Raw genomic sequence first — 20,845 nt, 5'->3', positions numbered from 1 at the left:
GAGTGTTCCCCGGGATCGGATGATAAGCCTTGCTGAACGCCTCGCTTAGTTATCCACGAATGTGGATCAAAAAGAAGTTCTATTCTGTCTATGCGCGAATAGTATGCGTGAACGTGGCTACTCGAACGTCGTCAACGCCCCGACCGGCGCGTCGGTGATCGCTCGCGCGCGGTCCATCCCCTCGTCGCCGACCGCGATGAGCGCGAACACGCCGGTGACGTCGGCGTCGCCCTGGAGCGCGATGTCGAGGAGGAGCTCCTGGGTCTCGCCCGAGCGGATCAGGTCGTCGACGACGAGGACGGTGTCGCCGGCGTCGATCGCGCTCGCGGGGAGGTAGTAAGTGAGCTCGATGCCGGAGGCGAGCCGCTGGCGCGACTCGATGAACTCCTCGACCGCGGTTTCCTTCGACTTCTTGGCGTACGCCAGGCGCGCGTCGAAGAAGGAGGCCATCGCCGCGCCGAGCGTGATCCCGTCGGTCGCGGCCGTCAGGACCACGTCCGGCGACTCGAACTCGAACGTCTCCGCGGCGACGGGCGCCACGAGGTCGAGGAACGACTGGTCGAAGACGACCCCGGAGTTGTCGACGTACCCCTCGTCGTCGAACTCGACGCGGGCGACCAGCTCGTCGGCGAGCGCCTCGCGGCCGACCGACTCGACGACCTCGCTCGCGCGGTCGGTGCCGGGCAGCACGTGGCCGTTCACGTACCGGTTCAGGTCGCCAGCGGGCAGCCCGGTCACCGCGGACAGCTCCTCGTACGTTCGCGTCTCCTTCAGCATCCGCAACACGGCGACCGCCTGTAGCTGGAGGGCCGCCTTCTCTGCGCGGTTCATACGGATGATCGCGATCGCACAACTATGAATACGTCGAAGTCGATCGTGGCACCGATACCCACGAGCGTGCGTCTCGGCGGGCCGGGGCCGGTGCGAGCTCGACCCCCCTCACGCCTCGGGCGCGTCGAAGAAGACGGCGGGCTCGTCGATCGCGATCTCGACGTGGTCGCGGTCGTCGAGGGGGCGCAGCCGGACGGTGAGCGCCCCCGCCGCCTCGGCGGCCGCGCGCAGCGAGGCGAGGTCCTCGTTCGTGAGGTACGCGGGCACGCACAGCGCCACCTGCGCCGCCTCGTCGGTCGCGACCACCAGCCGGTACGCGACCCCGTCGGCGGCGCCCGCGTACACGTCGACGCCGTCGACCGCGGCGTCGTCGACCGCCTCGAGCGCCGCGTCGAACTCCGATCCGGGCAACAGCACGTCGATCCGGGCGGCGTCCGCGACCGGGTTCACCTGCCCGGGGTGCCCGGCGATCGCGGTCCAGCCGCGCTCTCGGTACGCCGCCGCCGTCGACTCCGCGTCCTCCTCGACCGCGTCCCACCGCGGTCCGGGATCGGGTGCGTCCATACCGCTCGCCTACCGCCGGCCCCCCTACATAGGCGTCGGTTTCCGCTCGCCCCGGGTCCGCCTGTGCCGGGCGCTCACACCGCCGATTCGGCACCCCTACTGTCAGCGGATCGCCAGCAACCGCCCCCGAAAGGAGCGGCCTCTGCCGGTAGGTTCATAACGCTCTATGGTATGGTATCGCCTATGCCTACTGACAACGACGATCACGTCGACAGGCGGACGGTGCTCAAGTACGCGGGAACGGCCGGTGCGGTCGGTCTCGCGGGCTGTTCCGGCAACGGCGGCGACGGCGGTGACGGCTCCGACGGGTCGGACGGCTCCGATGGGTCGGACGGCTCCGACGGGTCGGACGGCTCCGACGGGGGCGACGACGCCTTCGAAGTCGGCGTCACCATGGGTCAGATGGACTCCGGGCTCGACCCGCAGGACCACGCCGAGACGAACACCGAGATCATCGTCGGGCAGCTGTACGAGGGCCTGCTCGACCGCGACAAGGAGGGCGGCATCATCGCCGGCCTCGCGAACGAGTGGGAGCGCACCGACGACGGCAGCGTCCGCTTCATGCTGCGCGACGGGCTCACCTTCCACAACGGCGACGATGTCACGCCGGAGGACGTCCGGTACAGCATCCGCCGGATCGTCTTCGAGGACGTCGGGATCGTCAGCCCGCAGTCCAACGACCTCGGCTCGGTCTCGGAGGTCACGACCGGCGACGGGCAGGTGACGGTCTCCTTCGAGGGGTACAACCCGATCGCCTTCCAGCTGTTCGCGACGAACGGCCCGGTCATGCAGCAGTCGTGGGTCGAGGAGAACGGCGGCGACTACATCAACCGGAACGCCAACGGGACGGGGCCGTTCCAACTCTCCGAGTACGACTCGGGCAACGAGGTGCTGTACGAGCCGTTCGAGGACTACTGGGACGGCGCCCCCGAGGTCGACGAGCTCCGGATGAGCGCCTCCAGCGAGTCGAGCACGCGGGTCAACCAGCTGCTCGCCGAGGAGACGGACATCGTGACGAACGTCCCGCCGAACGAGGTCTCCCGCGTCGAGGGGTCCGACGTCGCGTCGATCAACTCCGTGGCGAGCGCGCGGATCATCTTCCTCCAGATGCGCTACGACGTGGAGCCGTTCTCCAGCCAGCAGTTCCGGCAGGCGATGAACCACGCGGTCGACGTCGAGAGCATCATCGAGAGCGTCCTCAACGGGTTCGGCAACATCACCGCACAGCCGACCCTCGACGGCCACGTCGGCCACAACCCCGACATCGACCCGTACCCGTACGACCCCGAGGAGGCCGAGCGCCTCGTCGAGGAGTCCGGCCACGCGGGCGTCGAGATCACCCTGGAGACGCCGATCGGGCGCTACCTCCGCGACGTCGAGATCGCGCAGGCGGCGGCCAACCAGATCGACTCGCTGTCGAACGTCTCCTGTGAGGTCGAGCAGCGCGAGTTCTCCTCGCTCGTTCAGGACGTCACCGCGCCGAACATCGAGGACCGCCCGCACTTCAACCTCCTCGGCTGGGGGAACGCCGAGTTCGACGGCAGCCAGACGCTGACGCCGCTGCTCTCGTCGAGCGGCGCGCTCACCGTGCTGGAGAACGACGAGCTCGACGGGCTGCTCACGGACGCCGAGGCGACCGAGGACCCCGACGAGCGCGTCGACATCCTCCAGGAGGCGAACCAGCTCGCCCACGACCTCGCGCCGTGGGTGTTCATGCACCAGCAGTTCAGCGTCTACGGCGTCTCGGACGACATCTCCTGGGAGCCGCGGGCCGACGAGTTCATCGACCCGGACACGGCGACCCAGCAGTAACGCCGTCTCGACCCGCTCACATCGTTATTAATGTCACTCGGAAGATTCGCAGTCAAAAGAAGCCTCCAGGGGATCGGCGTCGTCTGGGGCGTCGTCACGGTCGTGTTCGCGCTCCGGTTCGTCACGCCCGGTAGCCCGATCAACGCGGTCGCGCCGCTCGACGCCTCCCAGGAGACGCGACAGGCGATCGCCGCCGAGCTGGGGCTCGACCAGCCGCTGTACGTCCAGTACCTCCAGTACATCTTCGACCTGCTGCGCGGCGATATGGGGTTCTCGTACATCAAGGGGCAGGACGTCGTGACGCTCGTGTTCGGCCGCCTCCCCGCGACGATCGAACTGGCCGTCGCCGCCAGCGTCGTCGCCATCATCCTCGCGATCCCGCTGGGCGTGATCAGCGCGACCCGGCGCAACGAGCCGGTCGACTACGGCGCGACGCTGCTGTCGCTCGGCGGCATCTCCACGCCGAACTTCTGGCTCGGGATCATGCTCATCCTGGTCTTCGCCGTGGAGTTCAACATCTTCAACACCAGCGGCCGCGGGGTCGACGTCGGCGACGTCGCGCTCTCGCTCGTCGGACCGGAGCCGGTGCTCGGAACGCTGCTGACGTGGCTCGCGTACATCACGCTGCCGGCGATCGCCTTGGGCACCTACTTCATGGCGCTCATCACTCGGCTGACGCGGTCGGGGATGCTGGACGAACTCAGCAAGGGCTACGTCCAGGCCGCGCGGGCCAAGGGGCTCCCGCAGACCCTGATCCGGTACAAACACGCGCTCCGGAACACGCTCATCCCGGTGATCACCGTCCTCGGTCTCCAGCTCGGGACGCTGATCGGCGGCGCCGTGATCACCGAGGCGGTGTTCTCGTGGCCGGGGCTCGGATCGCTCGTCATCGACAGCATCAACGACCGGGACTGGCCGACGCTTCAGGGCAGCCTCATCGTCATCGGGACGTCCTTCGTCTTCGTCAACATCCTCGTCGACGTGGTGTACGCCTACCTCGACCCCGAGGTGGTGAACGACTAACATGGTCTCTTCACGTGTCATTCGAAATCTCAAGAAGGAGTTCAGACAGAGCGGGCTCGCGAAGCTCGGGCTGGCGCTGGTGGTGGTCATCGTGCTGACCGCCGTGTTCGCCCCCTTCATCGCGCCCCACAACCCCACCGACCAGCAGCTCAACCAGAGCGAGCTCCCGCCGATCGGCTTCTCTGAGACGACGGAGCGGACTTCATCGCAGATGGTCGACGGCGAGATACAGACGGTCACCGAGGAGGTCGAGATCACCGCCGAGCCCGACCACGTGTTCGGCACCGACGGGCTCGGCCGCGACATGTTCTCGCGGGTGGTGTACGGCGCTCGCACGTCGCTCGTCGTCGGCGTGCTCGGCACGCTGCTGGCGGCGTCGATCGGCGTGCCGGTCGGCTTGCTCGCCGGCTACCACCGCGGCCGCGTCGACGACGCGCTGATGCGGATCGCGGACGTGAGCCTCGCGTTCCCCTCGCTCGTGCTGGCGGTCGCGCTGATCGGGCTGTGGGGGCGGGCGGCGGTGGACATCCCCGACCCGTTCGTCGTCGCCGGCCTCGCGCCGGAGATGCCGGAGAGCTTCGTGTTGCCGATAACGGTGGTGATCGTTGTCGGCCTCGTCAACTGGGTGTGGTTCGCCCGGGTCGCCCGCGGGGAGGCGCTCTCGCTGCGCGGCCAGGAGTACGTGAAGGCGTCGCGCGCGCTGGGCGCCGACGACAACACGATCATCCTCCGTCACATCCTCCCGAACGCGATCACGCCGATCATCGTCCTCGGGACGGTGCAGGTGGCGGCGATCATCCTCCTGGAGAGCTCGCTGTCGTTCCTCGGCTTCTCCGGGACGACGCTGTCGTGGGGCTTCGACATCGCGCAGGGGCGCGACTACGTCTCCTCCGGTCAGTGGTGGATCGCCTCCATTCCCGGGCTCGCGATCATGCTGTCGGTGATCGGGATCAACCTCCTCGGCGACTGGCTGCGTGACGCCTTGGACCCCGGTATCGAGGGCGAAGGGGGTGCCGCATGAGCGACGCCTTCGAGACCGGCGACGCGACTCCGACCGGGACGCCCGGGCCGGACGACGTCCTGTCGGTCCGCGACCTCTCGACCCGGTTCTTCACCGAGGAGGGGCAGATCAACGCGGTGGAGTCGGTGTCGTTCGACCTCCGGGAAGACGAGATCCTCGGCGTCGTCGGCGAGTCCGGCTCCGGCAAGTCGGTGACCGCGCTGTCGCTCGTCGACCTCGTCGAGACGCCCGGCCGCGTCACCGCCGGCGAGGTGTGGTACCGCGACCCCGACCTCGCCGAGGAGTTCCTCGGGAACGACGCCGTGCGGGTCGACGGCGACCACGTCGACCTCCGGACCGTGCCGCCGCGCGTCCGGCGCTCGCTGCGCGGCCCCTCGTTCAGCGTCATCTTCCAGGACCCGATGAGCAGCTTCAACCCCTCTATCACGGTCGGCGAGCAGATCGCCGAGGCGGTCGAGGTGCAGCGCCGGGCGCGGGCGAACCCGCGCTCGACGCGCTCGCGGACGCAGGGGTACGGGCTCGGCAAGTACCTGCTCGACGGGCTCGTCCCCGGCCGCGACTACACGAGCGAGGAGAGCATGGAGCGCGCGGTCGACCTGCTCGGGCAGGTCGGGATCCCCGACCCCGAGGAGCGCGTCGACGAGTACCCCGGCCAGTTCTCCGGCGGGATGCTCCAGCGCGCGATGATCGCGCAGGCGCTCGCCGGCGAGCCGGACGTGCTGATCGCCGACGAGCCGACGACCGCGCTCGACGTGACGATCCAGGCGCAGATCCTGAACCTGCTGAAGGAGATCCAGGCCGACCGCGGGATGAGCATCGTGCTCATCACCCACGACCTGGGCGTCATCGCCGAGATGTGCGACCGCGTCTGCGTCATGTACGCCGGCGAGGTCGTCGAGCGCGGCACGCTCGACTCGGTGTTCGAGGACACGGTCCACCCGTACACGCAGGGGCTGCTCGGATCCATCCCCGACGTCGACGACCCGCGGGCGCGGCTCGAACCGATCACGGGCAACGTCCCGAGCCTGATCGACGCCGAGATGGACGACCGGTGTTACTTCGCGGACCGGTGCCCGAAGGCGATGGAGTCGTGCCTCGAGAAGCCCGCCGAGCTGACGGTCGACGCCGACGCCGACCACGGCGCCAAGTGCGTCCTCGCGGACCGCGAGCACGACCCGGCGGACGCGCTCCCGGACGACTACTTCGGCGGGGGCGGCGAGGCAGCCGACCCCGACGACGGGGCCGCGGCCGCGACCGACGGGGGTGACGACGAATGAGCGACCCGCTGCTCTCCGTCGAGGGGCTGAAGAAGTACTACGCGGACGACCCGTCGCTCGTCGACCGCCTGCTCGGGCAGGAGTCGGAGAGCGTGAAGGCGGTCGACGGCGTCTCCTTCGACGTCCGCGAGGGCGAGACGCTCGGGCTCGTCGGCGAGTCCGGCTGCGGGAAGTCGACGACCGGCGAGACGGTGCTGCGGCTGCGCGAGCCCACCGCGGGCGAGATCACCTTCGACGGGACGGACGTCCGGGCGATGACCGACCGGGACCTGAACCAGTTCCGGAAGCGCGCGCAGATCGTGTTCCAGGACCCGTTCTCCAGTCTCGACCCGCGGATGACCACCGGCGACATCGTCACGGAGGGGCTCCGGATCCACGACATCGCCGACAAGGGACAGCGCCGCGAGACGGCCCGGGACCTGCTCGAACGCGTCGGGCTCTCCGCCGACCAGATCGACCGGTACCCCCACGAGTTCTCCGGGGGTCAGCGCCAGCGGATCGGGATCGCCCGAGCCCTCGCCTTGGACCCAGACTTCGTCGTCCTCGACGAGCCGGTGAGCGCGCTCGACGTGAGCGTCCAGGCGCAGATCCTGAACCTGCTCGAAGACCTCCAGGACGACTTCGGGCTCACGTTCCTCTTCATCGCGCACAACCTCGGCGTGGTCCGGCACGTCTGCGACCGCGTCGCGGTCATGTACCTCGGGGAGATCGTCGAGATCGGCCCGGTCGAGGAGATCTTCGACGACCCCGCGCACCCGTACACCAAGGCGCTGCTGTCGAGCGTCCCGCGGGCGAGCACGGAGGCGCGCGACGAGGAGTTCGAGACGCTCCACGGCGACGTGCCCTCGCCGCGGAACCCGCCGGCGGGCTGTCGGTTCCACACGCGCTGTCCGGAGGCGCGCGCGGCCTGCCGGGAGTCGGCCCCGCCGGGATACGACGTCGGCGACGGCCGGACCGCCGCCTGCTTCCGGACCGACGACGACCACGCGTACTGGGACAGCGAGCCGATCGGCGAGAACGCGGCGAGCGAGGAAGCGACCGACGCCGGCGAACCGGCGGACGACTGAGCGTTCTCGCGGACGACCGAGCGCCTTCGCGGGGACCGCGCGTCCCCGCCGCGGCGACCGCTCCCGCGACCGCTGATTCCTTTATATGCTACGCGCCGAACCGGTTCGTCAGTCGTACCTCCAGGCGGGAAGCCGCGCCCCGGTTATTCGTCCCCGTCGCATCGCTTGAGACATGACGCACAGTGACTCCGGTTCCGACGGCGGCTTCGCGCGGCGAACGATCCTCCAGGCTGCGGGCCTCTCGGGCGTCGCCGGGCTGGCGGGCTGTATGAGCCAGACGGTCACCACCGCCGCGACCGGCGACGGCCCGGACGCGGCGCAGACCGACGACGAGGAGCCCGCGCTCCCCGAGACCGGGTCGCCGGAGGTCGTCGACCTCGACGAGCGCGGGCGCGAGGTGACGCTGCGCTCGGTCCACGCCCGACACCGCGCACATCCCGGCGACTCGCTCGGCGGCCCGGTCGAGATGCCGGTGACGTGGGCGTTCCAGGCCGACGACGGCACGCCGAGCGTGCCCGGCCCGGTCCTCCGGGCGACGGAGGGCGACGACCTGTCCATCACGCTCGACAACACCGGCGGAGAGATGCCCCACACGCTCCACTTCCACGGCGTCTCGAAGTCGTGGAAGGACGACGGCGTTCCGTCGACGACGGGGATCACCGTGATGCCCGGCGAGACGCACACCTACGAGATCGGCGCGGACGTTCCCGGCACCCACCTCTACCACTGCCACTTCAACACCCCGATGCACATGGACATGGGGATGTACGGGATCCTCCGCATCGACCCCGAGGGGTACGAGTCGGCCGACGTCGAGCAGTTCATGACGCTGAAAGACTGGGACACGCGGCTTTCCCGGTCGTACGGCGGCGAGGACGCCACCTACGACGTCCAGAACCGCCGGCCGGACGCGTTCACGATCAACGGGCGGGTCGCGCCGTACACGTTCAACCCCGACCGCGGCTCGCCGATCGTCGTCAGTCAGGGTGACACGGTGCGGCTTCACCTGGTCAACGCCGGGTTCATGGCCCACCCGATGCACACCCACAACCACCGGTTCCGCACGGTCGAGAAGGACGGCGCCGAGTACCCCGAGGTGATGCAGCTCCCGGAAGACGTGGTGAACGTCGCGCCCGCCGAGCGGTACACCGTCGAGTTCGAGGCGAACGCGGACCCCGGCATCTACCCGATGCACTGTCACAAGGTCGACCACGTCCAGAACGGCGGGATCTACCCCGGCGGGATGCTCACCGCCATCGTCTACGAGGGGGCGATGGGGACCGACGTGTTCGCGGACCTCATGGGGAAGGCCGGCTACGAGCTCTGAGGATCGGATAAAACGGGCCGCGTTGCCATTTCTCTCTCCGCTTACCGCTCGCGGACGACGACGAACTCCGCCAGGTCGCGGAGGTACTCGATCGCCTCGGTCTCGGGCGGGTCGGCGTCGTCGAGCGCGGCCAGCGCCCGCTCGGACTCCGTCCGAGCGCGCTCGTCGATCTCCTCGGGCGACAGCGACGTGACCTGGAGGACCGAGGGGCGGTCCATCTCCGCGTCCTGGCCGGTCGGCTTGCCGAGGTCGTCGGCGTCGGCGGTGGCGTCCAGTACGTCGTCGCGCATCTGGAAGGCGACGCCGACGCGCTCGGCGTACTCGCCGAACGAGTCGATCGCGTGCGGCTCCGCGCCGCCCGCGACCGCGCCCAGTTCGGCGGCGGCCCGGAACAGCGCGCCCGTCTTCCGGCGCGCGAGCTCCATGTACTCCTCCTCGTTCGTCGGTCGCGCCGCGAGCTCGGTCGCCTCGCCCTCGCCGAGTTCGACCATCGCCTCGGCGACGGTGCGCATCGCGCGCGGCTCCGCGGAGAACAGCGCGAACGCCTCGCCGAGCAGGCCGTCGCTGGCGATGATCGCCGGGCCGTAGCCGAACTCCGCCCAGGCGGCGGCGGTGCCCCGGCGGACCTCCGAGCGGTCGATGATGTCGTCGATCACGAGTGAGGCGTTGTGGACGAACTCGATGCCGGCCGCGAAGTCGACCGCCGCCTCGGGGTCGCCGTCGAACGCCTCGCAGGCGAGGACGGTCACCGCGGGCCGGACGCGCTTGCCGCCCGCGAGGACGACGTGGCCGACCTCGTCGGACAGCTCGTCGGGCTCGACGTCGTCGATGACCGACTCGATCCGGTCTTCGACCAGCCCGACCCGACGCTCCAGGTACTCCATCTACCGCCCGGAGGGTCCCGGCGCGCAAAGGCCTAACGGAACGCCTTCCGGACGCGAGATTCGGACGACTGCGACGACGCCACTCCGACCTCACTTACCGCCGTGGCGTCGCCGCCGGCTCTGTCGCCGGCCGCGAGCGTCGCGTCGCGCCTCCCTGCGCGCCCGCGAGCGGTCGTTCCCGCCGGCCGCGACGAGGCTGGGGAATTTGGCGGAGTTCACCGCCGAGCGTTTCGCCGTCACTCCGGCGACTCCACGCCGACGAACTCGAAGCGAGCGCCGCCCTCGGCGCTCTGCTCGACAGCTATCTTCCACCCGTGAGCGGTGGCGATCTGCTCGACGATACTCAGTCCGAGACCCACCCCGTCACCCCCCGTGGTCACGCCGTCGTCGAGCACCTGCCCGCGGAGGTCGTCCGGAATACCCGCGCCGGTGTCCTCGACGTAGAACCCCTCGGCGAGCGGTCCGACCGTGACGGTCACGTCCTCGCCGCCGTGCTGGATCGCGTTGCGGAACAGGTTCTCCAGGACCTGTCTCAGCCGGCTCTCGTCGGCGTAGATCTCGCCGTCGGTCTCGACGGTCAGCGACGCGTCCTCCGTCTCGACGCCGCCCCACGCCGACCGGCTCACCGCGCCGGGGCTCACGGGGACGACCTCCTCGATCTGGTCGCCGGCCTTCGTCAGCGAAACGAGGTCGTTGATCAGCGTGTTCATCCGCGTGAGCGCGTCGTCCGCCTTTTCGAGGTGCTCGCTGTCGGACTCCTCCCGAGCCATTTCGAGCCGCCCTTGGGCGACGTTCACCGGGTTTCGGAGGTCGTGACTGGCGATGTCGACGAACTGGTCCAGCTGTTCGTTCTTCCGTTCGAGGCGGTCGTTCGCCGCTTCGAGTTCGGTCACCGTCTCCGCGAGTAGCTCGTTCGTCCGGTTGATTCGGGCCGAATAGATGCCGATGACCGTGCCGAGCGCCGCGCCGACGCTCAACGACCCGGCGATCGAAAGCGCGATCGACGTCTCCGTCCGAGCGGCCATCTCTCCGAACCAAGCCCCGAGAACCGTGAACGCGAACAGTCCCGTCGCGGTCCATTTCAGCACGGTCCACCGTTTCGGCCCGACGACGCTGTCCGCTCGGAACCACCCGTAGGCGACCAATCCGACCCCGATAAGGCCCGGTACCGTCGCTTGGAGCGAGAGCACCCCCAACTCGACGTCCGCGGTCGCGCCTACCGCCGCCGTCGCGACGATGATCGACGCCCCCACGACAGTGACTGGATTCACCCGGCTGTTGGGGGTCATCGTCCTATGACACGTCTCGCCGGCCGGTATTTTAAAATATTGTGATAGTTCCGAGTTCGTGGCTATGGGTTGCTTCCCCGGCGGTATCCACCGGTTTCCGATCGCAAACCGGACCGATCGTCAGCTGTTGTCAGAGGAAGAACAGATAACGCCGCGGTTTCGTTACACTCCCGGCGGCCCCTGTTCGGGAGCATCTCCGCGTCAGTTAGCCGGTGTACGACCGGAGGCGAACGGCGGCGAGCAGACGGGCGGTCGCTTGGCCCGGTTCACGCTCGGAACCGCCGCGCGCTCGCTCACTGGAACCTGACGCCGAGGTCGTGGAGGTCGTCGTTGTTCGACGCGACGTTGATGAGCAGCGGGGTCAACCCCTCGATTTCGGGTGCGTTGGCGATCCCGCCGGCGTCGAGCGCGCGCAGCCCCTCGATCCCCTCGGCGACGTCCGCGACCGTCCGCTTCGCGTCCGCGTCGTCGCCGATGACGAGCGTGTCGACGCCGAGGTCGGCGTCGAGGTTCGCCAGTCGCGCGGCCGCGAGGTTGTGGAACGCGCCGACGACCGCGACGCCCTCGGGCGCCGCGTCGGCGACGATCTCCGTCACCGAGCCCGCGCCGGGCTTGTGGTAGTGGAACCCCTCGTCGTCGCGTTTCATCCCCGTCGCGGGCGAGACCAGGACGTCGCCGTCCTCCAGCGACTCCGCCACCGCCTCGACGGTGTCGCCGACGTGGTACGGCGGGACCGCGAGGACGACGATCCGGGCGTCGGCGGCGACCGCGGCGTTCTCGCCGCCCGCGACGGTCGCGTCGAGCCCGCGGCTCTCCAGCTCGGTCGTGTACTCTTCGGCCTTGTTCTCGGCCTTCTCGGCCTCCCTTGACCCGACCGCGACCCGGTGGGGCGTGTCCGCCGCCAGCCGCAGCGCGAGCCCCTCGCCGATGTCGCCGGTGCCGCCCAAGATGGCGATTTTCATACGCTCCGTCGGGTCGCTCGCGTCTTAGGGGTTGCGCGACCGGCCGTCTTCGCCACGGTCGAAATCGTCGCGGTCGAGGTCGCCCGGTCCGCCCCGGTCGAAGTCGGGGGCTTCTTGTCCGAACGCGCGGAGGCGACGCCCATGGACGAGCAGGACCGCGTCGCGGCGTTCGTCGACGAGTACGGGTTAGAGACCGACCTCGCGTACCACGCGCTCGACTTGGAGAGCGAGGTCGGCGAGATCGCGAAGGAGGTGACCACCTCGACCGACTACGGACGCAACCCCGCCGCCGCGTCGATCGCGACCGACGAGATCGGGGACGCGCTGTTCGCGCTGCTCGCGCTCGCCGAGGCGGCCGGCGTCGACGCCGACGAGGCGCTCGACGAGGCGCTGGCGAAGTACGAGACGCGGATCGCGTCGTCGGGCGACCCCGGGTCCGGGCAGTAGGACGCGCGAAGCGTCGGTTCAAGTACGCCGAGGGCCTATCGGGCCTATGGCCCAGACTCCGTCGCTGGCGCTCCGCTACGTCGCCTGCGACGCCTGCGAGACGGTGTTCGCGCGACCGGACGACCCCGACGAGCCGACCGCCTGCGATCGGTGCGGTACCCGCCCCCTCCGCGAACTCACTGGGATCCGGGGCGCGGACGCCTACTTCGCGCCCTGAGGCCGGTCGGGCTGCGGCCGCGACCCTCGGGACGCGGGTGAAGCGGCCGCCCCGAGACCGGTTTACCGCAGGTCGTCCATCTCCAGCTCTCCGGCCGCGATCGCGCGGAGCTCCGCCTCGGAGAGGCGATCGATCACGAACTGGGGCATCCCGTCCGGGAGCCCGGGGGGTATCGACCGACCGCCGTCCGACGCGTCCGCTCGACCCCCGCCGCTCGTCTCCGTCGGTCGCCGACCGCCGTCCGTGCGAGACACTCCTCGGGGGCCGCCGTCCCCGCCGGTGTCCGCGGACAGGCGGCGCACGGTCCGTTCGACCTCCTCGACCGCCGCCGACTGGCGCTCGCTTTCGGCGGCCAGCTCCTGCATCCGCTCGCTGATCCGGTTCGACTGCTCGACCACCCCGTCGATCGTCGCGGCGATCTCCTCGGCGGCGGCGGCCTGCTCGTCGGTCACGTCCGAGACCTCGTCGATCCCGTCCGCCGTCTCCGTCACCGCCTCGGCGATGGCCGTGAGGCTCTCCGTCGCGTCGCCGACGCGCTCGCTCCCCTCGTCGACTCGCACCGTCGTCTCCGAGAGGCTCTCGACCGTCTCCTCGGTGTCGGTGCGGATCCCGTCGACCATCGACTCGATGTCGCTCGCGTGTCGCTGCGACTCCTCAGCGAGCGACTTGATCTCGTCGGCGACGACGCCGAACCCGGCGCCGGCCTCGCCGGCCCGCGCCGCCTCGATCGAGGCGTTCAGCGCGAGCAGGTTCGTCTGGTCGGCGATCCCGTTGATCGCGTCGACGAACTCGTCTATCTCCTCGACGCGCTCTTGCAGCGCCTCGACGTCCTCCGCCACCTCGTCGACGGCGTCGCCGATGTCGTCCATGGCGGCCGCGGCGTCGTCGGCCGCGTCCCGGCCGTCCTCCGCGAGCGTCTCCGCCCGGCTGCTCGTGCGTTCGACCTCGTCCGCGGTCGACGCCACCTCCTCGACCGTCGCCGAGAGGTTCGCCACCTCGGAGGAGATCTCGGCGACCCGGTCCGACTGGTCCTCGGCCGCGTCGCCGACCTCGGCGGCGCTGTCGGCGACGTCGTCCGCCGACTCGCGCAGGTCGCCGATCGGCCCCTCGACCTCGTCTTCCACCTCCGCCATCAGCCGCTCGTTCTCCTCGACGACCTCCGAGAGCTTCTCGCTGTACGAGTGGATGTAGGTGTCCGTGACGACCTGCATGTCGAGGTTGACGATCCGGAGGACGGAGAGCAGGTCCTCGATCGCGTCGTCGACCTCCTCCTCTATCGCCGTCGCGGTCGTGTCGTCGACCGTCTCCCCGGCCGCGTCGGGGGCCAGCCGGTCGGTGAGCGAGTCGACGAGGCGGTCGCCGATGAGCGGGAGGATGAGGTCGTAGTAGACGCCGTACTGGCCGATGTAGTGTTTCATCGGCATCTCCAGCATGTCGTGGATCTTGCCGATTCGCGCCCGGTCCTCGAAGTACCCCTCTCCGTAGTCGCCCTCCGCGAGCGTCACGAGGTACGCCGACTGCGTCCGCTTGAGCTGTTCGAGCCCCTTCTCCGACCGGCCGATCACGTCGACCGTCTGCTGGTGGCCGGTGAGGTTCTCGTAGAAGTCGTCCGCGATCTGCTCCGCGTTCTCCGCGAACGCGTCCTCGTACCGGCTCAGTCGCCGCTCGTCTTCGTCGTCGAAGCCGACGAACTCCTTCCGCCACGCGATCTCGTCGCGGTCAAGCCCGATCTCGTCGACGAGCTCGGCGGCGTCGAGCCCGTCGTTCAAGCCACCTTGGCCGAAGTCCTTCCGACCGTACTCTCCAGATGTAGCCATACGGGAGGCTCTCCGCTTGGGTTATATAAACGGCAACTCCCGCGTCTCACGAGTGATAGCGGCCTCGTGCGGTGTCGCTCCCGGACGGAAAACAGATCTCGGGGCGTCGACGACCGGTCAGTCGTCGCCGGCCGCCTCGCCTCTGTCGCCCGCCTCGCCGGCGGCGGCCGGTTCGACGGTGACTGCCGAGTGCTTGAACTCCGGGATTCCGGCCTCGGGATCGAGCGCGTCGCCCGTCAGGGCGTTCGCGAGCGGTTCCGCGTAGTGGAACGTACAGAACGTCACGCCCTCGCGGACCGCCGGGGTGACGTCGGCCGTGACCTCGACGGACCCCCGGTCGTTCGAGACGGTCACCCGGTCGCCGTCCTCGATCCCGCGGTCGGCCGCGTCGTCCGGGTGGATCTGGAGTGCGTCCTCGCCGCGCATCGCCATCAGGCGGTCAGAGCGCCGGCTGAGCGCCCCGCTGTTGAACTGCTGGAGCACGCGCCCGGTCGTGAGGGTCACCTCGCCGGCGGCGAGGTCGTCCGCGGGCGGGACCGGGTCGACGACCGCGAGCGGCGCGGTGCGCTCGCCGGTGAGGAACTCCTCTGCGTGTAACACGTCCGTTCCGACGCCGTCGTCGGCCGAGAAGGGCCACCGCTGGTAGCCGTCACCGATGCCGTCGTAGCTCATCCCTTCGTATATCGGGGCGAGGCGCGTCAGCTCGTCGAACGCCGCCTCCGGGCCGTCGTAGTCGAACGCCTCCGGGCGGTCCGTGAGCCGCCGGCCGAGGTCGGCGAGGATCGCGAAGTCGCGCCGGGCGTTCCCCGGCAGGTCGGCGTTCGGCCGCATCCGCATCACGCGCCGGTCGGTGTTCGTCACGGTGCCGGCCTTCTCGGCCCACGCGCTCCCGGGGAGGACCACGTCGGCGTGCGCCGCCGTCCGCGTCTCGAACAGGTCGATGACGACGCAGAAGTCGAGGTCGTCGAACGCCGACGCGACCGCGGTCGCGTTCGGCTCGGTGACCGCGGGATTCTCGCCGAAGACGACAGCGGCGCGCACGTCGTCGCCGAAGCGGTGGGTCGCCTCCACCTCGGTGAGGCCGGGTTCGCTCGGCGGCTCGACGCCCCACTCCGCGGCGACGCGCTCGCGGGCGTCCGGGTCGGTCACGGGCTCATAGCCGGGGAGCACGCTCGGGAGCCCGCCCACGTCGCTCGCGCCCTGGACGTTGTTCTGGCCCCGCAGCGGGTTCACCCCGGTCCCGGGGCGACCGACGTTGCCGGTCAGCAGCGCGAGGTTGAGCAGGGCGTGGACGTTGTCGGTGCCGCAGCGGTGCTGGCTCGTCCCCATCCCCGTCACGATCGCGGCGCGGTCGGCCCCGCCGTACGCCCGCGCGGCCTCGCGGACCGTCTCCGGGTCGACCCCGGCCGCCTCGGCGCTCGCGGCGACGTCCACCTCGGCGAGGTGCTCGCGCAGCCGGTCGAACCCGGTCGTCCGCTCCGCGAGGAACTCCTCGTCGACGAGGTCCTCCTCGACGAGGACCGCGGCGATCGCGTTCGCCACCTCGATGTCGGTGCCCGGCCGCAGCGGGAGGTGGACGTCGGCCGCCTCGGTCGTGTCGTTCGCGCGCGGATCGACGTGGACCAGCGTCGCGCCGTCGCGGATCGCCGGGAGGACGTACGACCGGAACGCCACGGGGTGTTGCTCGGCCGGGTTGGCGCCGTTGACGAAGATGCAGTCCGCCTCGCTCAGGTCGTCGAGGGTGTTCGTCATCGCGCCCGCCCCGAGCCGCTCGCTCATCGCCGCGACCGTCGAGGCGTGACAGAGCCGCGCGCAGTTGTCGACGTTGTTCGTGCCGAGGACGCGCGCGAGCTTCTGGAGCACGTAGTTCTCCTCGTTCGTGCAGTTCGAGGAGGCGAAGAACTGGACCGCGTCCGGGCCGTGCTCGTCGACGACGCGGCCGATCCCGTCGACGACGCGGTCGAGCGCCTCCTCCCACGGCGCCGTGACGAAGTTCCCGTTGTGTCGGACCAGCGGCTCCGTGAGGCGGTCGTCGCTGTCGACCACGTCGAACGCGGCCGCCCCTTTCGGGCAGATCTCGCCGCGCTCGTTCACCGGCCCCTCGACGCCGGTCGCGCTTCCCCGCCCGGCGTACTCGATCGAACAGCCGACGCCGCAGAACGGGCAGACGGTGGGATTCGACTCGAAGCGCCGCTCGTCGGTCTCGGTCGGGTCGGTCATCGACCGTCGATAGGGGCTCCACGACCCTCCCGGTGCCACCGGAGTTGCGTGGTGTTTTAAGCCGCCGCGCGCTCGCCGTGGCGGCCCGCCCGGCGACGGTCACCCCGTCACGGTGTCGCCGCCGACCGGCGCCACGCGGCTGCCGAGCGACAGGACTCCCGAGGTCACGAGGCAGGCGGTGAACGCGATGGTGCCGAGCTTCCCGCCGAAGCCGACGAAGTACGGCGCCGCGCCGACGAACGCGACGCCGGCGACTCCGCCGGCCAGCAGCATCGGCCCGGGCCCCGGGATCCGCTCCGGCGTCGCCATCCCGGCGAACGACGCGCAGAATGCGACCGCCGCGACCGCGTCGCCCGCGGCGAACAGCGGCGGACAGACGACGCCGGCGACGAGCCCGATGACCGCGGAGCCGACGACCGGACCGTGGTCGAGCCGGACGCTCACGAGGAACGTGGCGACGGCGGCGAGGGGCGCCGCGACGACGAGTCCCGCCGCGACGCGCGGCTCCGGGATCGTCCCCGTCCCGGGGGCCAGCCCGCCGAACGCCGCCACCGACAGGCAGCCGACGAACGCCGTCGTCCCGAGCTTGCCGCCGAACCCGTTGAACGCGCGCTTGGCGGCCACGAACGCGACGGCGGCCGCGAGGCCCGCGGCGACCACCGCTCCGACGTCGGCGCCGGCCGCCGGGGTGACCATCCCGACGAACGAGCCGCAGTACGCAGGGGCACCGTACGTCTCCGAGAGGAGGACCGCGCAGAGTCCGACGAGCGCCGACGCCACGACCGGCCCGACGCCCACCTCGACGGAGAGCGCGTAGGTGACCGGGGCCGCCGCGGCCACGGCGGTCGCGTTGCCGACGTCGGTTCGCGTGACGCGGAAGCCGTCCGTCCGCAGCGCGTATCGAGTCTCCCTCGCGACGGTGTATCCGAGGCTCGTCGCCGCGAGCGCGGCGGCGAGGGCGAAGACCAGCAGCGCGACGCCGTCTTCCGTCCCGGTTCCCGCTCCGCCGTCGGCGATCAGACCGGCCGTCGCCGCGACGCTCATCGCGCCCCCAGCGCCGGCCAGGGCGGTCGCCCCGAGGGCGTGGATCGCTCGTTTCACGGCCGTGGGTCCGGGGCGCCCACCGATACCGACCGACCCTCAGTACTGCGGGTGTTCTCGGGCACCCCGACACAGCGCCCCGTCTGTCTGGGATCAGGCCTTTGTACCCGTCGCTCTAAGCCCGAATCGATGGAATCCGGAGGGGAGTCGGCTGACGACGGCGTGGAGGCCGCGCCGAACGGCGTCCGTGCGGGCGTCGCGATCCACGGGACGGGGAACTGTCCGGTCGTCGCCGCGTCGACCGCCCACGACGGCCCGATCACGGGCGTCAACTGGACGCACGCGGGCGACACGCACACCGAGGAGTTTCGCGCCCGCGATCCGGACGCCGTCGACGCCGCGGAGGGCGTTCCCTCGCCCGCGTCGGTCGTCGACCTCGGCGACGAGCGGGTGTACCGGTACGACCGCCCGCGGGACGGGGAGTGCGCCTGCCGGATCATCGAGGAGCTCGACTGTCCGATCGCGGACGCGCGGGCCGAGGACGGCGTCCTCCTCTTAACGCTCCACCTTCCCGACCTCGAACGCCTGCGCGACATCGTCTCGGCGCTCGACGGGACCGCGGACCGCGTCGAAGTCCGCTACCTCGTCCACGGCGCGTCGCGCGGCGACGAGGTGTCCGATCGGACGCTCGTCGACCGCGGCCGGCTCACCGACCGCCAGTGTGAGGTGTTGCGGACCGCCTATCGCATGGGCTACTTCGAGCGCCCGCGCGACGCCAACGCGAGCGCGGTCGCCGACGCGCTCGATATCGCGCCCTCGACGTTCGCCGAGCACCTCGCGACGGCACAGCGGAAGCTCCTCGAAGAGACGCTCGCGGAGAACTGACCGCTCCGTCCCGGCTCAGGCGGCGTGCTCGTCGATCGCGGCTTCGAGCGTCGCGCGGTCCTGCGCGCCGACGAACCGGTCGACCGCCTCGCCGTCCGCGTACAGGACGAGCGTCGGGATGCTGCGCGCCCCCAGCTGCTGGGCGACCGCCTGATTGGCGTCCACGTCGACCTTGGCGACCGCGGCGTCGGTCTCCGCCGCGAGCGCCTCGACCGTCGGCTCCATCATCTGACACGGGCCGCACCAGTCGGCGTAACAGTCCACGAGGACGACGTCGTGGTCGTCGACCGCGCGCTGAAGCTCCTCCGTTCCGTTCACGTGGATCGGCTCGTTCGGAGTCGCCGATCCGCCGCCGTCGCCCGTCTCGGTTCCGGCGCCGCCGTCGAGCGCGTCGCCATCGTCGAGACGCGCTTCGAGCTCCCGCCGCTTCCGTTCGCGGATGCGCTCGCGCTCCGTCTTCGCGTCGTCCCCCGCCGAATCGTTCGCGTCGGCTGCGTCGCTCATGCGCCAGTATTGGGTACTTAGAACAATATACCTTCCGCCTCCGGATCCGCTCGACGCCTCACTCTGCTCCCCCGCCGAGGCCGCCGAGCCCGGCCGCGGCCAGGTCCACGTGGTCCGCGACGAGGTCGGCCGCCTGCTCGTACGGGGAGCGGTCGGCCCTCCTTGCGTCCGGCCGCGTCCGCCCCGCGCTCGCGAAGACGGTCTCGACGAAGGCGTCTCGCACCGCTGCCGTCTCGAAGAGCCCGTGGAGGTAGGTCCCGAGGACCTGGTCGGTGGCGACGCTCTCGGTGCCGAGAGGCTCGATCGCGACCGAGGCCGCTTCCGCCTCCTCAACCCCGTCGAGGGGCCGCGTCCGCCCCGCGCGGATCTCGTACCCGGTCGCGCGCCCCTCGGCGCCCGCGATCGGACCGACGCCGTCGACGGCGCACGTCACGCGCTCGACGCGCTTGTCGGTCGAGAACTCGGTCTCGACGGGGAGGAGCCCGACTCCCGGAACGGTCTCGCGGTCGCCGACGCCCTCGACGTCGGCGTCGACGAGCCGATCCCCGAGGAGCTGGTACCCGCCGCAGACGCCGACCACGGGGCCGTCGAACGCGCGCAGCGCCGCGTCGAATCCCGCCTCGCGGAGCGCGAGCAGGTCGTCGACGGTGTTCTTCGAGCCCGGGAGGACGACCGCGTCGACCTCGTCGAGCGCGGCGTCGAGCGGCAGGTAGCCCACCCGGACGCCCGGCTCGCGCGCCAGCGGCTCCAAGTCGGTGAAGTTGGAGATCCGCGGGAGCCGCGGGACCCCGATCCGGACGCTCGCGTCCTCGGGGACGCCGTCGTCGTCGCCGAGCACGCCGGGGTCGCTCCCGTCGTCGGCCCTCTCTGCGTCCGGCAGCGAGAGGCTGTCCTCCGCCGGGAGCCCCGGGTCGTCGTGCGGGACGACGCCGACGATCGGCACGCCCGTTCGCTCCTCGATCTCGGCGATACCGGGCTCTAAGAGGGTCGGGTCGCCGCGGAACTTCGTTATCACGGCGCCGCAGACGCGCTCGCGGAGGTCGTCGGGGAGCAGTTCGAGGGTCCCGTAGAGGCTCGCGAACGCGCCGCCGCGCTCGATGTCGACCGCGATCAGAATCTTAGCGTCCGCGAACCGGGCGCACTCGACGTTCGCGAGGTCGCGGTCGCGGAGGTTGATCTCGGCGACGCTCCCCGCCCCCTCCGCGACGATCACGTCATGCTCGGCCGCGAGGCGCTCGTGGGCCGCGACCGCGGCCGCGCGGGCGTCGTCCCAGTGGTCGTCGTAGTACGCCGACGCGGGGGCGTTCGCGACCGCCTCGCCGTCGACGATCACCTGGCTCTCACCGCCGCCGCGGGGCTTGAGCAGGACGGGGTTCATGTCTGTCGTCGCCGGGACCTCGGCCGCCCGCGCTTGGACGTGCTGTGAGACGCCGATTTCGCCCCACTCGCCGTCGGGCGTCAGCGCCACCCGCGCGTTGTTGCTCATGTTCTGCGCCTTGTACGGGGCGACCGAGGCCCCTCGACGCGCGAGCAGCCGGCAGAGGCCGGCCGCCAGCGTGCTCTTGCCGACGTGGCTCGCGGTGCCCGCGATCAGGACGGTGTCGGCGTCGGCCGCGGCGTCGGCGTCCGTCCCGACAGTCGCGTCGGCGTCGCTCAC

General features: G+C 70.7%; 19 protein-coding genes. 9 read left to right on the top strand and 10 right to left on the bottom strand.

Features of this window, described 5'->3' with window-relative positions; translation table 11 throughout:
- Positions 1–117 precede the first annotated feature (117 nt).
- Both C470_RS06820 and C470_RS06815 read right to left on the bottom strand, forming a co-directional pair.
- Positions 118–831 (bottom strand): phosphoribosyltransferase family protein, encoded by a 714-nt coding sequence (locus C470_RS06820; RefSeq protein WP_004598137.1) that lies wholly within the window; start codon positions 829–831, stop codon positions 118–120.
- A 108-nt stretch (positions 832–939) separates the two neighbouring features.
- Positions 940–1,395 (bottom strand): DUF7529 family protein, encoded by a 456-nt coding sequence (locus C470_RS06815; RefSeq protein WP_008366126.1) that lies wholly within the window; start codon positions 1,393–1,395, stop codon positions 940–942.
- A gap of 183 nt (positions 1,396–1,578) precedes the next feature.
- Between C470_RS06815 and C470_RS06810 the strand changes: the two genes are divergently transcribed.
- The 6 genes from C470_RS06810 (at position 1,579) to C470_RS06785 (ending at position 8,922) form a co-directional block, all read left to right on the top strand.
- Positions 1,579–3,207: an ABC transporter substrate-binding protein gene (locus C470_RS06810; protein WP_008366124.1), complete on the top strand. Its 1,629-nt coding sequence runs from the start codon at positions 1,579–1,581 to the stop codon at positions 3,205–3,207.
- A gap of 30 nt (positions 3,208–3,237) precedes the next feature.
- On the top strand, positions 3,238–4,230 hold the full coding sequence (locus tag C470_RS06805; protein WP_004598134.1) for an ABC transporter permease: 993 nt from the start codon (positions 3,238–3,240) through the stop codon (positions 4,228–4,230).
- Between the two features lies 1 nt (position 4,231).
- The gene (locus tag C470_RS06800) at positions 4,232–5,251 is read left to right on the top strand and encodes an ABC transporter permease (protein ID WP_004598133.1); all 1,020 of its coding nucleotides are present in this window, start codon (positions 4,232–4,234) and stop codon (positions 5,249–5,251) included.
- Complete coding sequence (locus C470_RS06795; protein ID WP_008366122.1) at positions 5,248–6,528, top strand: ABC transporter ATP-binding protein; 1,281 nt, start codon at positions 5,248–5,250, stop codon at positions 6,526–6,528. The genes C470_RS06800 and C470_RS06795 overlap by 4 nt, the downstream gene beginning before the upstream one ends.
- Entirely contained in the window at positions 6,525–7,595 is a 1,071-nt protein-coding gene (locus C470_RS06790; protein WP_007344986.1) for an ABC transporter ATP-binding protein, read from the top strand. Before C470_RS06795 ends, C470_RS06790 begins: the two co-directional genes overlap by 4 nt.
- Positions 7,596–7,767: 172 nt before the next feature.
- Positions 7,768–8,922: a multicopper oxidase domain-containing protein gene (locus C470_RS06785; RefSeq protein ID WP_008366120.1), complete on the top strand. Its 1,155-nt coding sequence runs from the start codon at positions 7,768–7,770 to the stop codon at positions 8,920–8,922.
- A gap of 41 nt (positions 8,923–8,963) precedes the next feature.
- On the opposite strand, the gene C470_RS06780 is transcribed toward C470_RS06785, so the two are convergent.
- From C470_RS06780 to npdG, 3 genes are all read right to left on the bottom strand, one after another.
- Positions 8,964–9,806 carry a polyprenyl synthetase family protein gene (locus C470_RS06780; protein WP_004598129.1) on the bottom strand — a complete coding sequence of 281 codons (843 nt, stop codon included), beginning with the start codon at positions 9,804–9,806 and terminating at the stop codon, positions 8,964–8,966.
- 236 nt (positions 9,807–10,042) lie between these two features.
- On the bottom strand, positions 10,043–11,095 hold the full coding sequence (locus C470_RS06775) for a sensor histidine kinase (RefSeq protein ID WP_239638568.1): 1,053 nt from the start codon (positions 11,093–11,095) through the stop codon (positions 10,043–10,045).
- 293 nt (positions 11,096–11,388) lie between these two features.
- On the bottom strand, positions 11,389–12,057 hold the full coding sequence (npdG, locus tag C470_RS06770; RefSeq protein WP_007344984.1) for an NADPH-dependent F420 reductase: 669 nt from the start codon (positions 12,055–12,057) through the stop codon (positions 11,389–11,391).
- 141 nt (positions 12,058–12,198) lie between these two features.
- Here npdG and C470_RS06765 point away from each other — a divergent pair, with 141 nt between their 5' ends.
- A complete protein-coding gene (locus C470_RS06765; RefSeq protein ID WP_004598126.1) occupies positions 12,199–12,504 on the top strand; it encodes a MazG nucleotide pyrophosphohydrolase domain-containing protein in 306 nt (101 codons plus the stop codon).
- 46 nt (positions 12,505–12,550) lie between these two features.
- Positions 12,551–12,721 (top strand): hypothetical protein, encoded by a 171-nt coding sequence (locus C470_RS16055; protein ID WP_162832648.1) that lies wholly within the window; start codon positions 12,551–12,553, stop codon positions 12,719–12,721.
- 62 nt (positions 12,722–12,783) lie between these two features.
- On the opposite strand, the gene C470_RS06760 is transcribed toward C470_RS16055, so the two are convergent.
- The 3 genes from C470_RS06760 to C470_RS06750 all read right to left on the bottom strand — a co-directional run bounded on the left by C470_RS06760 (position 12,784) and on the right by C470_RS06750 (position 17,802).
- The gene (locus tag C470_RS06760) at positions 12,784–14,538 is read right to left on the bottom strand and encodes a globin-coupled sensor protein (RefSeq protein WP_239638567.1); all 1,755 of its coding nucleotides are present in this window, start codon (positions 14,536–14,538) and stop codon (positions 12,784–12,786) included.
- Between the two features lie 117 nt (positions 14,539–14,655).
- Positions 14,656–16,758: a formate dehydrogenase subunit alpha gene (gene fdhF, locus C470_RS06755; RefSeq protein ID WP_008366114.1), complete on the bottom strand. Its 2,103-nt coding sequence runs from the start codon at positions 16,756–16,758 to the stop codon at positions 14,656–14,658.
- Positions 16,759–16,857: 99 nt separating this feature from the next.
- Positions 16,858–17,802: a hypothetical protein gene (locus tag C470_RS06750; protein ID WP_008366113.1), complete on the bottom strand. Its 945-nt coding sequence runs from the start codon at positions 17,800–17,802 to the stop codon at positions 16,858–16,860.
- A gap of 186 nt (positions 17,803–17,988) precedes the next feature.
- Between C470_RS06750 and C470_RS06745 the strand changes: the two genes are divergently transcribed.
- Entirely contained in the window at positions 17,989–18,684 is a 696-nt protein-coding gene (locus tag C470_RS06745; RefSeq protein WP_004598122.1) for a helix-turn-helix domain-containing protein, read from the top strand.
- Between the two features lie 15 nt (positions 18,685–18,699).
- Here C470_RS06745 and trxA read toward each other — a convergent pair whose 3' ends face one another.
- Both trxA and C470_RS06735 read right to left on the bottom strand, forming a co-directional pair.
- Positions 18,700–19,188: a thioredoxin gene (gene trxA, locus C470_RS06740; protein WP_004598121.1), complete on the bottom strand. Its 489-nt coding sequence runs from the start codon at positions 19,186–19,188 to the stop codon at positions 18,700–18,702.
- A gap of 58 nt (positions 19,189–19,246) precedes the next feature.
- Positions 19,247–20,845, bottom strand: a complete 1,599-nt coding sequence (locus tag C470_RS06735) for a cobyric acid synthase (protein WP_008366110.1) — start codon at positions 20,843–20,845, stop codon at positions 19,247–19,249.

The sequence above is a fragment of the Halorubrum distributum JCM 13561 genome (genome assembly GCF_000337395.1).
Taxonomy (GTDB): domain Archaea; phylum Halobacteriota; class Halobacteria; order Halobacteriales; family Haloferacaceae; genus Halorubrum; species Halorubrum distributum.
The sequence above is the reverse complement of the archived record's forward strand: the minus strand, read 5'-3'. Positions and strand labels throughout refer to the sequence as shown.

Coding starts and splice junctions, on each gene's coding strand:
- C470_RS06765 (WP_004598126.1), top strand. CDS start 12,199: ATGGACGAGCAGGACCGCGTCGCGGCGTTCGTCGACGAGTACGGGTTA.
- C470_RS06795 (WP_008366122.1), top strand. CDS start 5,248: ATGAGCGACGCCTTCGAGACCGGCGACGCGACTCCGACCGGGACGCCC.
- trxA (WP_004598121.1), bottom strand. CDS start 19,188: ATGAGCGACGCAGCCGACGCGAACGATTCGGCGGGGGACGACGCGAAG.
- npdG (WP_007344984.1), bottom strand. CDS start 12,057: ATGAAAATCGCCATCTTGGGCGGCACCGGCGACATCGGCGAGGGGCTC.
- C470_RS06790 (WP_007344986.1), top strand. CDS start 6,525: ATGAGCGACCCGCTGCTCTCCGTCGAGGGGCTGAAGAAGTACTACGCG.
- C470_RS06815 (WP_008366126.1), bottom strand. CDS start 1,395: ATGGACGCACCCGATCCCGGACCGCGGTGGGACGCGGTCGAGGAGGAC.
- C470_RS06775 (WP_239638568.1), bottom strand. CDS start 11,095: ATGACCCCCAACAGCCGGGTGAATCCAGTCACTGTCGTGGGGGCGTCG.
- C470_RS06810 (WP_008366124.1), top strand. CDS start 1,579: ATGCCTACTGACAACGACGATCACGTCGACAGGCGGACGGTGCTCAAG.
- C470_RS06785 (WP_008366120.1), top strand. CDS start 7,768: ATGACGCACAGTGACTCCGGTTCCGACGGCGGCTTCGCGCGGCGAACG.
- C470_RS06750 (WP_008366113.1), bottom strand. CDS start 17,802: ATGAGCGTCGCGGCGACGGCCGGTCTGATCGCCGACGGCGGAGCGGGA.
- C470_RS06745 (WP_004598122.1), top strand. CDS start 17,989: ATGGAATCCGGAGGGGAGTCGGCTGACGACGGCGTGGAGGCCGCGCCG.
- C470_RS06760 (WP_239638567.1), bottom strand. CDS start 14,538: ATGGCTACATCTGGAGAGTACGGTCGGAAGGACTTCGGCCAAGGTGGC.
- C470_RS06805 (WP_004598134.1), top strand. CDS start 3,238: ATGTCACTCGGAAGATTCGCAGTCAAAAGAAGCCTCCAGGGGATCGGC.
- C470_RS16055 (WP_162832648.1), top strand. CDS start 12,551: ATGGCCCAGACTCCGTCGCTGGCGCTCCGCTACGTCGCCTGCGACGCC.
- C470_RS06820 (WP_004598137.1), bottom strand. CDS start 831: ATGAACCGCGCAGAGAAGGCGGCCCTCCAGCTACAGGCGGTCGCCGTG.
- C470_RS06800 (WP_004598133.1), top strand. CDS start 4,232: ATGGTCTCTTCACGTGTCATTCGAAATCTCAAGAAGGAGTTCAGACAG.
- fdhF (WP_008366114.1), bottom strand. CDS start 16,758: ATGACCGACCCGACCGAGACCGACGAGCGGCGCTTCGAGTCGAATCCC.
- C470_RS06780 (WP_004598129.1), bottom strand. CDS start 9,806: ATGGAGTACCTGGAGCGTCGGGTCGGGCTGGTCGAAGACCGGATCGAG.